The organism is Candidatus Pyrohabitans sp., assembly GCF_054014795.1.
In genome coordinates this window covers 1-11,978 of the sequence record NZ_JBPMGE010000011.1, presented here as the reverse complement: position 1 = coordinate 11,978, position 11,978 = coordinate 1, and the positions used below count along the sequence as shown (strand labels likewise).

Here is an 11,978-nt window from a genome sequence, read left to right as displayed (position 1 = left end):
GCGAAGCATGTGAGCTTCGCTGAGCTTGCGTCGGTGTGCAAGTACGTCGTGCCCAAAGGCTACGGCATTGACCCCGCACCCCCCGCCAGGATAAGCATAGACGAAGAGGCAATAAAGCGAGAGGGTGCGACGCTCTACTATGCGGCGGTCAATGAGGAGAATGGAGAGGTCTACACCACCACCTCGAGGAGCGTCGCCGTGGTTGGCGTGGCGAAGAGCATCGAGGAAGCAGAGGCGATAGCGGAGCGCGCCATAGGGCATATTAAAGGGGAGCACATATACCACAGGAGCGACATAGGCAAGCGGGAGCTCATCGAAGCCAAGCTTGCCCGCCTTAGAGCACTGAGGGGTGAGTGATGCACCTTCTTTCCATTCTCGACCTCAGGGATACAATACATGAGGTGTTTGAGAGCGCTGCCCAGCTGAAGGAGAAGGCAAGGCAGGGGGAGTTTGAGGAGCTGCTCAGGGGCAGAACCCTGGCGATGATATTTGAGAAGGCTTCCACGAGAACAAGGGTAAGCTTTGAGGTGGCAATGGCCCAGCTGGGCGGGCATGCGCTGTACCTGAGCCCCAAGGACATGCAACTCGGAAGAGGAGAAACCATCGCAGATACTGCGCGAACCCTCAGCCGCTATGTGGATGCGATAATGATACGTGCCTACCGCCATGGCGATGTGGTTGAACTTGCAGGACATGCGAGCGTGCCGGTGATTAATGGACTAACCGACCTGGAGCACCCCTGCCAGGCGGCGAGCGACTTTTTCACTATGAAGGAGATTAAGGGCTCCCTTCGCGGGATTAAACTCGCCTACGTTGGCGACGGAAACAACGTATGCCACTCTCTATTACTCGGCTCAGCTCTGCTCGGCGTGAACTTCGCCTGCGCCACCCCGCGGGGTTATGAGCCCCACGAGGGCATAGTTCAGCAGGCAATTTCTCTGGCAAAGGAGAGCGGAGCTAAAATTGAGATACTCGGCGACCCCGCAAAGGCTGTGCAGGGTGCCGATTTTATATACACCGATGTATGGGTTAGCATGGGACAGGAGAGCGAGGCGGAGCAGCGCATGCGCGCCTTCCGCAATTATCAGGTCAATTCTGAGCTGCTCAAACATGCACCCCGTGCAAAGGTGATGCACTGCCTGCCGGCGAAGCGGGGCTGTGAGATAACCGATGAGGTAATAGACAGCGAGGCTTCAATAGTGTGGGAGCAGGCCGAAAACCGCCTGCATGTGCAGAAGGCGATTCTGGTCAAGCTTATTGGATGAACTAAACCCTCGCCTCTACCTTGTAGATTGCCCAGTAGACCACAGCCAGGCTTAGAAGTAAGCCCGATATCGCCAGAATTTCAATAATCTTCTCAGGGGAGAGGGAAAGGATGAGAACCTTGCGTATCACCGCCGCAAGAGCTACACTCACAAACACCTTTAAGCTGAGTAGGCCTCCCTTCAGGCGCTTTATTTCCCCATCCAGAAGTTCGGATACGGCGTAGAGAATCAGCACAGTGCCCATAAGGCTAAGCACGCCTTTCTCCAGCGCCATCTCCCCGTTAATAATCATGAACATCTCATACACTATCCAGGATACCAGGAATAGTCCTGAAATCAAAAGGGCAACCACTATGAAGATGTCAAACCCATAGGATATGCGCCTTATACCCTCTATGAGAATTCTCTGATATTTTCCCAGCGCCAGGTACAGCTTCAGCTCCTCTTCTCTGTAAGAACTTATCATTACATCCAGGTTCAAATCCAGGAGCTTCTCAACAGAACTCATAACTCTATCCCTGTTTTCAGAACTGCCAAGCTCGAGTGTGAGCTTTTCCAGGATAAACCGTCTTATAAAATTCATTGTGGCCGTCATGTAGTGAGGAGGAAGCCCTATCTTGAGATGCACCTCCCCAATCCTGTAGATGGATTTAATATATTTTGCGTCGTATTCCCCGGAAAAAAGAATCTCAAACCAGTATTTCAACTTCTCCCCGTGTCTTTCCAGCGCCTTTTCATCTGGAATATACTTCTCCACGTCCTTGAATGTGGCAAGGTAATAATGAAGCTCCTGAACAAACTCCGCACTGTACTTTTTTCCAAAATCCCCCAATTTCCTGAGATTTTCCTCGTCTTCCGCCCCCCAGTTGTAATAAACCTTATGCTCCTCAATTGTTTCCATACAGCTAATTTAGACATAATTGTAGATAAACCTTGTTACAAAAGCTTCGCACCAAATGGAGAAGAAGAGGCCAATTCTCATGGCTGCGATACCTATTTAAGCATCGAGTTTAACCAATCTTTGTATGAAGTTGAGAATTCTCAGCTCTGGAGAGTGGGACCTGCTCGCAGTTGTTGCGGCGAGCTTAATAGGTATAGTTGCCCACGTGCTCAAACTTATTCCAGAGGGGTACATTATCTCACTGATACTCCTGCTCCTGGCACTGCACGCTCTGCACGACATCGGGCACGACATGAAATTCGATGAAGCAAATGCAGCACTTCTCAGTATGGAGAGGAGGCTCACGGGCATAGAGCCGGAAGTTAAGGTGATAACAGGAGACCACTTCAAGCACGGTGAAGCACTGGCGAGGAGGAATAGAGGCACCTTCGTGTGGTTCAATACCCCCATGACAGTTATGCGCTCCCAGGAGGTTTTTGACCTTATGCTCAAGCCTGCGATAGAGAGCAGAGCCACAAAGAGGGTGGAGCTTATACTCAGCCCCGAGCAGAAGGAATTCTTTGACACCTTTGTATGGCCCAAGATACAGGCATGCAGGGGCAGAGAAAAGGTCTCCTATCCGGCGTTTGTCCCTATAAAGGAGAATTTTGGGTTTAAGATGATTGACGCCAGCGAGACCGAAGAAGCAAAGGAATTCCACCTGACCTTCCTGGACAGTCCCTTTACCATAACCAGAAAAGGGGAAGATGGCAGCAAAGTCGTACATCCAAAAATAATCTTTCACGTCCTGTCCAAGAGTGAGCTTTCAAAGGAGCTTAAAGAGGTCTACCTGCGCTACTCCACCGCCCTATAACAGGCGGTGCACCTCTGTAATCTCTACCTCGCCAACCTCTGGAATGGAGCGCAGCTCCTTCTCAATTTTGTCGGTTGCGCCCTCTGCGTCCGCGACAACGAACTTCGCAATTACAGCAACCAGGCCAAAGGCGATTGGCTCCTTCTCAGCGGAATTAAATTTCGCCACCTTTATGCCCTTCACCTTCTCCAGAAGCTCGTCAGTATTAATCTCTACTGTCTTCGGCATTATCTTTGCAGTAACCAGAACCTCAGCCATAATCTTCACCTCATGGGCCCTCAAAGCCACACTCGCAGCGATACCTGCGGCCCAGCTTGCGGCAGCGTTCACACCTTACAATCAGAGAATCGCACTCAGGACATGGAAACTTAACACTACCTTCGCCCACTTTAACGTAAGCTCCGCAGGATATGCAGGTCAATTCTTCCATCATATACCTCCGTTAGTTAATGAGATGTAAAAGCCTTCCTTTTCATGCGAGATAACAAGGGAAAATATTACTACGCTAGGCTTTAACCTCAACGCTGCCCCGGGGCACAACCTTTGCAAGCTCATCAAAAAACCCGGGGAAGGATATGGAGGCACACTCTACACCCTGCACAACACTTTTTCCTATAGCGGAAAGCGCGGCTATGCTCAGCGCCATCGCCAGGCGGTGGTCGCCGTGGCTGCTTACCTTAGCGCCGCGCAGCGGAGATGCGCCTTCTATCTCCATCCCATCTCTGCGCTCTTTTATCTTCGCCCCGAACTTCACAAACTCCTGAGAGCAGGTGGCGATGCGGTCGCTCTCCTTGTAGCGGGCGTGCTCCACATTCTTTATCACCGTCTTTCCCCTCGCCTTAACCGCAAGCGCAGCCACCGTCGGGAGGAGGTCGGGAGTGTCGCCAAGGTCAACTTCAATACCCTTGAGCTCCCCCTCTCCCCGCACACTGACCCAGTCCTTACCTGTTTTTACGCTAGCGCCCATCCTGCGGAGAATCTCAAGTATCGCCCTGTCGCCCTGCTTTGAGCGGGGGTTGAGATTCTCCACCCTGACCTCGCCTCCGGCAAGGGCTGCGAGCGCCAGGAAGTAGGAGGCAGAGGAGTAATCGCCCTCTATGCTGTAGCTTCTTCCCCGGTAAATCCGCCCGGCAGTAACGCAGAAGCTATCATAGTCACGGTTCTCCACCTCTGCGCCAAAGGTGCGTATAATCTCTATGGTTATGTCCACGTAGGGCTTTGACTTGAGGGGCGAGGTGAGCACAATCTCCACGTCGCTCTCTGCGTAGGGTGCAACCAGAAGCAGGGCGGAGATGAACTGAGAGCTGACGTCGCCGCGAATCTTTGCAACCCCTCCGCGCAGAGAGCCGCCTTCAATCTTCACAGGCGGGCATCCATTGCCGGGTATACTCTCCCCGGAGACGCCGAGCATTGCGAGGGCATCCAGCAGGGGCTGCACAGGGCGCCGCTGCAGAGAGGCGTCGCCTGTAAGAATAACCTCGCCATCCAGGGCGGCCACGCCTGTCAGCAGTCGCAGCGTGGTGCCTGAATTCTTGCAGTCAACCTCCCCTGCGGGGGTAGCCAGCCTCCCTCCGCTTCCCCTCACGAGGGCCACTCCCTCACCCTCCTCAGCTATGTCCACCCCGAAACTTCTCATCCCCGCGATAGTTGCAAGGGTATCCTCAGACACAAGATAATTGGTTATCCTGGAGCTACCCCCCGCCAAGCCAGAGACGACAAAGGCGCGGTGGGTGTAGCTCTTCGAAGGCGGGGCAACAACACTCCCGTAAACTTCCTGCACACCCTCAATTATCGCTCTCATGAACAGCACCGCTATGATTATATACCCTCAAAGGATAATATCTTTCCGGTATTAAAATTTAGGGGTTGGAAGATGCTCGAAAACCTCAGAAGTGAGATTGAACTTCTGCGCAGACACGTCCGTGTGCTTCGCATGGTGAAGCAGCACGAGCCCGTGGGCATTATAAAGCTCTCCGAGCTGAGCGGTATACCCCAGCACAAGGTGCGCTACTCGCTGCGCGTCCTGGAGCAGAAGGGTATAATAAGACCATCTCCCCAGGGAGCGGTGAGCACCGCCGAGGCGGAGAGTTTTCTCAGCTCCCTGCCGGAGCACATAGAGAAATTGAAGAAAGAGCTGGACTCCTGCCTGGAGTAGCATTTTGGTTGCTCTGCTTCGCGCAAATTTGTCTTCGGCAACATCACATATCCACAAAACATTAGTTGAAATTTTTACACAACGATAAAGATAAAATATCTAGTAAGTTAAAAACTTAAGTAGAAAAATAAGGAGGTCTGAGAGTGAGAATTTCTATAAATGTCAAAGACGAAACTAAAGCAAAGGTTTTGATAGAATTTTTAAAAGAATTGCCTTTTGTAGATATAGAAAAGGAAAGGGATATAAGAAAAATAAAAGGAAATTTAGAAGAAATATTTGGCATTTGGAAGGATAGAGAGATATCCAAAAAGAATCTAAGAGAAAAAGCGTGGAGAATGTAGAATGATTTTGTGTGATACAGATATCATGATAGAGTTTTTGAAAGGGAACTCTAAAACTAAAGAAGTTTTGAATTATATTGGCTTTGAAAATATCTCTTTAAGTTCCATAACTGTTATGGAATTATATTTTGGAGCTTTGAATAAAATAGAATTGAGAAAAATAAAGAAAGCTGTAAGTTCTTTGGAAATTCTAAATATAACAGAGAACATATCAGAAATCGCCATAGAACTTATAGAAAAATATTCCAAAGGTCATGGTTTAACGATTCCTGATGCATTAATAGGAGCTACTGCGTTATATTATGAAATCCCACTATATACATATAATATGAGAGATTTTAGGTATATAGAAAATATGAAATTGTTTGAAGAAAATAAGTAAAGAATTAGCGCCAGAAAAGGCTGAACAAGCTTTTCGGTAAGATAGCTACCCCTCTTCCTCCTCACCCTCGAAGTTTATCTTGTACTCATCTTTTGAGACCGACGCTGTTTCCATCACCTTGTCGGAGACGTAAACCGGCGCACCTGTGCGTACAGCCAGAGCTATGCTGTCGCTGGGACGGGCGTCGAACTCAAACTCATTGCCATTTGACCTGACAATAAGCCTGGCAAAGAACACGCCATCGCTGAGGTCATCGATAAGCACGCGCTCAACCCTGGAGTTCAGCCCCTCAAGGATGTTTACAAGCAGGTCGTGGGTAAGCGGGCGCGGGTAGGGCACCTTTTCCAGTGCCGTCTGGATGGAGAAGGCCTCGGCAGCGCCGATGTATATGGGGAGAACCTCCTCGCTATCGTTCTCAAGAAAGACCACCGGTGTAACGCCCTCAGGTACCGGGGACATAAACACTCCCACAACACGAACGTGCTGGAAACCCTCAATCTTTTCTTCAATTTTTTCCATAAAAGTCCCCTAGTTAACTTTACAAGGTTAACGCTTATTAACATTTTGCATAAAATCGGAGGCTGAACTGAGTGATATGCCTGGGCATTGAGGGCACGGCAGAGAAGCTGGGTGCAGGTATTGTCACCAGCGAGGGCGAGATTCTCGCAAACGTGGCAAAGCACATGCCCCTGAGTGAGGGCATCCATCCGCGGGAGGCTGCGCAGCACCATGCGCAGAATATTAAACCCCTGCTGGAGAGAGCGCTGGAGAGGGCAAAGGTTAGCATGGGCGAGGTTGACCTCATCGCCTTTTCGCGAGGACCCGGCCTTGGACCCTGTCTGCGCGTTGCCGCCGTTGCCGCGCGCACCCTGGCGCTGAAGCATCGGCTTCCCATCCTGGGGGTCAATCACTGCGTCGCCCACATAGAGATAGGGCGTCTCACCACAGGCGCGGAGGATCCACTAACCGTCTATGCCTCTGGTGGCAACACCCAGGTAACAGCCTATGTTGGCGGACGCTACCGCATATTCGGCGAAACCCTTGACATAGCCCTGGGAAACTGCATCGACCAGTTTGCGCGGGCGCTTAAGCTTGGTGCACCCGGCGGACCGGTGGTGGAGAGGCTGGCGCGTAAGGGGAGCTATGCCCCCCTGCCCTACGTGGTCAAAGGCATGGACCTGTCCTACTCGGGGCTGCTTACGGCGGCGATAAAGAAGGCCAGGGAGGCCAGCGTAGAGGACCTTTGCTTCTCACTGCAGGAGACTGCCTTTGCCATGCTGGTGGAAGTGACTGAGCGCGCCCTCGCCCACACAGAGAAAGAGGAGGTGCTCATCGCCGGTGGCGTGGCGGTAAATAAACGCCTCCAGGAGATGCTGCGCAGAATGTGCGCAGAGCACGGCTCAGCTTTCCATGCCCCTCCGAGAGATGTGCTGGGCGATAACGGCGCCATGATAGCCTGGCTCGGGCTGCTGAGCTATGCAAGCGGAGCACGCCAGAGCCTGGAGGAGACGCACGTAATACAGCGGTGGCGCACCGATGAGGTGGATGTGCTATGGAGATAATAGCCAAGGGTGCGGAGGCAAACCTCTACCTCGTGGACGGCAGGATTGTAAAAGAGAGGATAAAGAAGGAGTACCGCATTGAGGAGATAGATGAGGTGCTGCGCAGCACGCGAACAAGGCGCGAGGCGAAGCTGCTCTCCCTGGCGAGGCGGGCAGGCGTGCCCACGCCCGTGGTGCTGGATGTGGACAACAGGAGCAAGAGCCTCACAATGAGCTACATTGAAGGGGAGAAGCTCAAGTACCTTGTGGACGCGCTGAGCGAAGAGAAGCTTGGGAGACTCTTTTATGAGGTGGGCACTCTGGCTGCGAGACTGCACCGCGCCAACATCATCCACGGCGACCTGACCACCTCCAACATGCTGCTGTCGCGGGGCAGGGTTTTCTTCATAGACTTCGGCCTGGGGGAGGTGAGCAACAGCCTCGAGGCAAAGGGTACGGATCTTCTCGTTTTCAGGAAATCTGTGCGCTCCACGCATTTTAAGCGAGAGGAGGAGATTCTCAATGCCTTCTTCTCTGGCTACAGGAGCGAATACCCTCAGGGTGAGGAGGTCATAGACAGGATGAAGCGCATAGAGAGGAGAGGAAGGTATGTCTCTGCCCGTTGAGCTCGCCTTTCTCACCACCAATGAGCACAAGTTCAGCGAGGCGCAGGAGATTCTCAGAGGCGTGGCGAGGCTCAGGTGGAGGCGGGAGAGCTACCGCGAGGTTCAGGCAGAGACCCTGGAGGAGGTGGTGGAGGAGGCACTCACTGAGATAGAGGGCGACAACTTCTTCATAGAGGATGCAGGGCTTTTCATCTCTGCACTAAACGACTTCCCGGGTGTATACTCTGCCTATGTCTTCAGGACGATAGGCAACACCGGCATACTTAGGCTGCTCGGGGATGAGAAAAATCGGGAAGCCTGCTTCAGGAGTGTTGTCGGGCTCAAGATACGGGGCGAGGTGAGGCTCTTCACCGGCGAGGTGTGCGGAAGGATAGCCTCCGAGGCGAGGGGTAGCGAGGGCTTCGGTTACGACCCTATCTTCATCCCCAAAGGCTACGACAAAACCTTTGCTGAGGATGCATGGCTCAAGGCGAAGGTGTCGCATCGAAAGCGCGCTCTGGAGAAGCTGGCAGCCTACCTCAGGGCTATTCCCCGCCTCTGAAGCTCTCGATTGCAGCACTCAGGTTCTGGGCAAGCATTGTTATGTTTCTGGTTGCATTGCCCTCAGGTACATTCTGGGCAACCTCCCCCAACCTGCCCGCAAGCCTTTCAAGCGCCTCTGCAACCTCCTGCCTGTAGCCCTGCTCCGCCTCCTGGGAGCGCTGCGCATACTGCTCCTCGCCAATCTCGCCCTGAATTCGCGCACTGAGAAGCTCAGTCTGCGTGTCCACCAGCTTTCCCGTGGAAAGTGCTATTGTATACACAACACCCACGAATAACGCTACAACACCTATGCCAAGGAGTACGTATGATTTCCCGAGCATGCTTCCCCTCACAGCCTGCAGTTGTCCCCGTCTCTGAACATTACTATTGTCCGGGGTGTTATTAAAAAGTACCGAAGGAGTACCACTGTTCTCTACCCCTCGAACATTTTCGCAGAAAAGGATAACTATCATTATAAATAATGATGTTTCTGAGAGGTGTTTAAATGGAAAACCCCAGTATACATGAAACAATAAATACAATGTACAGGAAGGTCCGGGAGGATGGCATCGCCAGCATCGCCGACCGCTACGATGCCCAGAGGAATAAGTGCACCTTCTGCCTCCAGGGGCTGAGCTGCCAGCTCTGCAGCATGGGGCCGTGCAGAATCACCGAGAAGGCGCCCTACGGTGCCTGCGGTATAGATGCGAACGGCATCGCCATGCGCAACATGCTCCACAGGAACATAATGGGCTCAGCAGCGTATGCCTACCATGCGGTTGAAGCGACAAAAACTCTGAAAGCAACCGCAGAGGGCAAGACGCCCTTCAAGATAAGTGCCCCGGATAAGCTTATAGCCTTTGCTCAGGCTCTTGGCATAGAGACTGAGGGCAGGGATATAAGTGACATAGCCAGGGATGTGGCTGACTTTGTTATCGCAGACTTAAACAGGGATGCAGACGAGCCCAGCAGGCTTGTTGAGATATTCGCCCCCGAGCAGAGGAAGAAGCTCTGGAAGGAGCTGGGAATCTTCCCGGGTGGTGTGCTCCACGAGATAATGGTGAATGCTGCTTCGTCGATGACAAATGTGGACAGCAGCTACACATCCCTGGCTCTTAAGGCTATGAAGATGAGCATCGCCACAGCCTTTGGGGCGCAGCTCAGCCTTGAGGTTATCCAGGATGCGCTCTTCGGTGTACCAAAGCCCCATAAGGGCTACGTCGACCTGGGCATTATCTCGCCAGAGTATGTTAACATCGCTGTAAATGGACACGAACCCTTTGTGGGCGCGGCCCTGATTGAGCTTGCCAGGAGCGAGGAGGTTCAGGCAAGGGCGAGAGAGGCCGGAGCAAAGGGCTTGAAGATAGTGGGCTCCATTGAGACTGGACAGGAGCTCCTGCAGCGCTACAGCGTCGACGACGTCTTTGTCGGCCTCACCGGCAACTGGATAACCCAGGAGTATGTGCTTGCCACCGGCGCAATAGACGTCTTCGCCATGGACATGAACTGCTCTCTGCCGAACATTGCGGAGTACGCAGAGAGGTACGGCGTCACCCTGGTGCCGGTGTCCAAGCTGGTGAGAATGAGGGGCGTCGACAGCAGCATAGACTACAAACCCGAACTGGTAAGGGAGCAGGCTGAGGAGATTGTCAGCATAGCCATTGAAAACTTCAAGAAGAGAAAGGGCAAGCCCGCTAATGTGCCAAAGCGCAAGCAGGAGGTTGTGGTTGGCTTCTCCATAGAGAGCATCCTCGATGCGCTGGGTGGAAGCCTTGACCCGCTGCTGGAGGCCATAAAAGGCGGAGATATTAAGGGTGTTGTCGCCCTGGTTAGCTGCACAACGCTGAGGAACGGTCCCCACGATGAGAACACTGTTACAGTGGCAAAGGAGCTGATAAAGAGGGATATCCTGGTGCTGGGCATGGGCTGCGGCAACGCCGGCCTTCAGGTCGCCGGTTTGACCAGTTTAGAGGCCCAGGAGCTCGCCGGAGAGAGGCTCAGAAAGGTGCTCAAGGCGCTGAACATCCCGCCTGTGCTGAGCTTCGGTACGTGCACAGATACCGGCAGACTGGCACAGCTTGTCACGGCCATTGCCAATGCCCTCGGCGTGGACACCGCTCAGCTTCCAATCGCAGCAACAGCGCCGGAGTACATGGAACAGAAGGCCACAATCGACGCCGTCTTTGCGGTTGCCCTCGGGGTTTACACCCACGTCGCTCCCCTGCCGCCCGTAACCGGCGCCCCGGAGCTGGTGAAGCTTCTTACCGAGGACGTGGAGAACATCACCGGCGGCAAGCTTGCGCCTGAGTGCGACCCCCTCGAAGCTGTGGACTGGATAGAGAAGCACATCATGAAGCGCAGGAAGGAGCTGGGCATCTAGGGGCTACATGCCCCTTTTATATTTTCTTTTACTCCATAGCTTTTGAAGTATTGTTGATGATTCTCAGAGGCAACATCGTGGACGTGGAGAGGGGCGAAGTATATGCCGGGGAGGTTGTTTTTGAAGAGGGAGTGATTAGAGAGATACGCGAGGTTGGCGGCGACTTCTCCCGCTACCTCCTTCCCGGGCTGGTAGATGCGCACATCCACATAGAGAGCAGCATGCTGACCCCCAGTCGCTTCGCAGAGGTTGCGGCGGCTCAGGGTACCGTCGCCGTGGTCGCAGACCCGCACGAGATAGCCAACGTACTGGGCGTGGCCGGCGTGGAGTACATGATACGCGACAGCCAGAGAGTGCCCCTGAAGTTTTACTTCACTGCCCCTTCCTGCGTCCCTGCAACACCCTTTGAGACCTCGGGCGCAGAGCTTGGCGCCGCTGAAGTGGCGTCGCTGCTTTCCCGCGATGAGGTTGTCGCCCTGGGTGAGGTGATGAACTACCCGGGTGTAGTCGCACGAGACCCCGGGGTAATGGCGAAGATTCGCGCAGCGAAGAGGCTTGGCAAGCCCATAGACGGCCACTGCCCAGGGCTGAGAGGTGAGGCTCTGCGCAGCTATGTCGAGGCCGGTATAAGCACAGAGCACGAGTGCACCTCCCTAGAGGAAGCAGAGGAGAAGTCCAGGCTCGGGATGAAGATAATGCTCCGCGAGGGGAGCAGTGCGAGAAACCTAAAAGCACTGGCGCGCTTTAGAGGGGAGGCTTTTCTGGTGAGCGACGATTTGCACGCGGGCGACCTGCTGCGCGGGCATGTGAACTACCTGCTCAGGCGGGCTGTGGAGGAGGGGATAGACGAGCTCGAGGCGGTGAGGATGGCCTCGCTCAACCCAGCGAGACACTATCGCTTAGACGTCGGGATGCTGCACGAGGGCGACCCCGCCGACATCGTGGTGGTGGAAGACCTGCGCAGCTTCTCCTGCATCGAGTGCTACATCGACGGCACCCTGGTGGCAGCTCG

15 protein-coding genes and 1 pseudogene are annotated in these 11,978 nt (G+C 53.6%); 10 read left to right on the top strand and 6 right to left on the bottom strand.

Features of this window, described 5'->3' with window-relative positions; translation table 11 throughout:
* The coding region (locus tag ACXJJW_RS01055; RefSeq protein ID WP_456473863.1) for a phosphoribosylglycinamide synthetase C domain-containing protein at positions 1 to 357 on the top strand (357 nt) is incomplete at its 5' end.
* Positions 357 to 1,265 carry an ornithine carbamoyltransferase gene (gene argF, locus ACXJJW_RS01050; protein ID WP_456473862.1) on the top strand — a complete coding sequence of 303 codons (909 nt, stop codon included), beginning with the start codon at positions 357 to 359 and terminating at the stop codon, positions 1,263 to 1,265. The genes ACXJJW_RS01055 and argF, both read left to right, overlap by 1 nt.
* Before the next feature lies 1 nt (position 1,266).
* Here the strand turns inward: argF and ACXJJW_RS01045 are convergent, their stop codons facing one another.
* Positions 1,267 to 2,166: a protoglobin domain-containing protein gene (locus tag ACXJJW_RS01045; RefSeq protein ID WP_456473861.1), complete on the bottom strand. Its 900-nt coding sequence runs from the start codon at positions 2,164 to 2,166 to the stop codon at positions 1,267 to 1,269.
* Between the two features lie 124 nt (positions 2,167 to 2,290).
* Here ACXJJW_RS01045 and ACXJJW_RS01040 point away from each other — a divergent pair, with 124 nt between their 5' ends.
* Positions 2,291 to 3,019, top strand: a complete 729-nt coding sequence (locus tag ACXJJW_RS01040; RefSeq protein ID WP_456473860.1) for a hypothetical protein — start codon at positions 2,291 to 2,293, stop codon at positions 3,017 to 3,019.
* Here ACXJJW_RS01040 and ACXJJW_RS01035 read toward each other — a convergent pair.
* The 3 genes from ACXJJW_RS01035 to aroA all read right to left on the bottom strand — a co-directional run bounded on the left by ACXJJW_RS01035 (position 3,014) and on the right by aroA (position 4,820).
* Entirely contained in the window at positions 3,014 to 3,277 is a 264-nt protein-coding gene (locus ACXJJW_RS01035) for an elongation factor 1-beta (protein ID WP_456473859.1), read from the bottom strand. The two genes, ACXJJW_RS01040 and ACXJJW_RS01035, sit on opposite strands and share 6 nt — an antisense overlap.
* Positions 3,278 to 3,287: 10 nt before the next feature.
* The gene (locus ACXJJW_RS01030) at positions 3,288 to 3,452 is read right to left on the bottom strand and encodes a zinc finger domain-containing protein (RefSeq protein WP_456473858.1); all 165 of its coding nucleotides are present in this window, start codon (positions 3,450 to 3,452) and stop codon (positions 3,288 to 3,290) included.
* Positions 3,453 to 3,524: 72 nt separating this feature from the next.
* A complete protein-coding gene (gene aroA / locus ACXJJW_RS01025) occupies positions 3,525 to 4,820 on the bottom strand; it encodes a 3-phosphoshikimate 1-carboxyvinyltransferase (RefSeq protein WP_456473857.1) in 1,296 nt (431 codons plus the stop codon).
* A 72-nt stretch (positions 4,821 to 4,892) separates the two neighbouring features.
* Between aroA and ACXJJW_RS01020 the strand changes: the two genes are divergently transcribed.
* The 3 genes from ACXJJW_RS01020 to ACXJJW_RS01010 all read left to right on the top strand — a co-directional run bounded on the left by ACXJJW_RS01020 (position 4,893) and on the right by ACXJJW_RS01010 (position 5,897).
* Positions 4,893 to 5,174, top strand: a complete 282-nt coding sequence (locus ACXJJW_RS01020; RefSeq protein ID WP_456473856.1) for a hypothetical protein — start codon at positions 4,893 to 4,895, stop codon at positions 5,172 to 5,174.
* A 143-nt stretch (positions 5,175 to 5,317) separates the two neighbouring features.
* Positions 5,318 to 5,515: a hypothetical protein gene (locus tag ACXJJW_RS01015; RefSeq protein ID WP_456473855.1), complete on the top strand. Its 198-nt coding sequence runs from the start codon at positions 5,318 to 5,320 to the stop codon at positions 5,513 to 5,515.
* A 1-nt stretch (position 5,516) separates the two neighbouring features.
* On the top strand, positions 5,517 to 5,897 hold the full coding sequence (locus ACXJJW_RS01010) for a type II toxin-antitoxin system VapC family toxin (RefSeq protein ID WP_456473854.1): 381 nt from the start codon (positions 5,517 to 5,519) through the stop codon (positions 5,895 to 5,897).
* Positions 5,898 to 5,942: 45 nt separating this feature from the next.
* On the opposite strand, the gene ACXJJW_RS01005 is transcribed toward ACXJJW_RS01010, so the two are convergent.
* The gene (locus tag ACXJJW_RS01005) at positions 5,943 to 6,416 is read right to left on the bottom strand and encodes a bifunctional nuclease family protein (RefSeq protein WP_456473853.1); all 474 of its coding nucleotides are present in this window, start codon (positions 6,414 to 6,416) and stop codon (positions 5,943 to 5,945) included.
* Positions 6,417 to 6,487: 71 nt separating this feature from the next.
* Between ACXJJW_RS01005 and ACXJJW_RS01000 the strand changes: the two are divergent.
* Positions 6,488 to 8,064, top strand: a pseudogene (locus tag ACXJJW_RS01000) (bifunctional N(6)-L-threonylcarbamoyladenine synthase/serine/threonine protein kinase).
* The gene (locus tag ACXJJW_RS00995) at positions 8,048 to 8,605 is read left to right on the top strand and encodes an XTP/dITP diphosphatase (RefSeq protein WP_456473852.1); all 558 of its coding nucleotides are present in this window, start codon (positions 8,048 to 8,050) and stop codon (positions 8,603 to 8,605) included. The pseudogene ACXJJW_RS01000 and the gene ACXJJW_RS00995 overlap by 17 nt, the downstream one beginning before the upstream one ends.
* On the opposite strand, the gene ACXJJW_RS00990 is transcribed toward ACXJJW_RS00995, so the two are convergent.
* Positions 8,589 to 8,927 carry a hypothetical protein gene (locus tag ACXJJW_RS00990; protein ID WP_456473851.1) on the bottom strand — a complete coding sequence of 113 codons (339 nt, stop codon included), beginning with the start codon at positions 8,925 to 8,927 and terminating at the stop codon, positions 8,589 to 8,591. The genes ACXJJW_RS00995 and ACXJJW_RS00990 overlap by 17 nt on opposite strands.
* A 164-nt stretch (positions 8,928 to 9,091) precedes the next feature.
* On the opposite strand from ACXJJW_RS00990, the gene cooS reads away from it, so the two are divergent.
* Positions 9,092 to 10,966, top strand: coding sequence for an anaerobic carbon-monoxide dehydrogenase catalytic subunit (cooS, locus tag ACXJJW_RS00985; RefSeq protein WP_456473850.1), 1,875 nt, complete (start codon positions 9,092 to 9,094; stop codon positions 10,964 to 10,966).
* 56 nt (positions 10,967 to 11,022) lie between these two features.
* Positions 11,023 to 11,978: amidohydrolase family protein (locus tag ACXJJW_RS00980; protein ID WP_456473849.1), on the top strand; the 956-nt coding region annotated here is incomplete at its 3' end.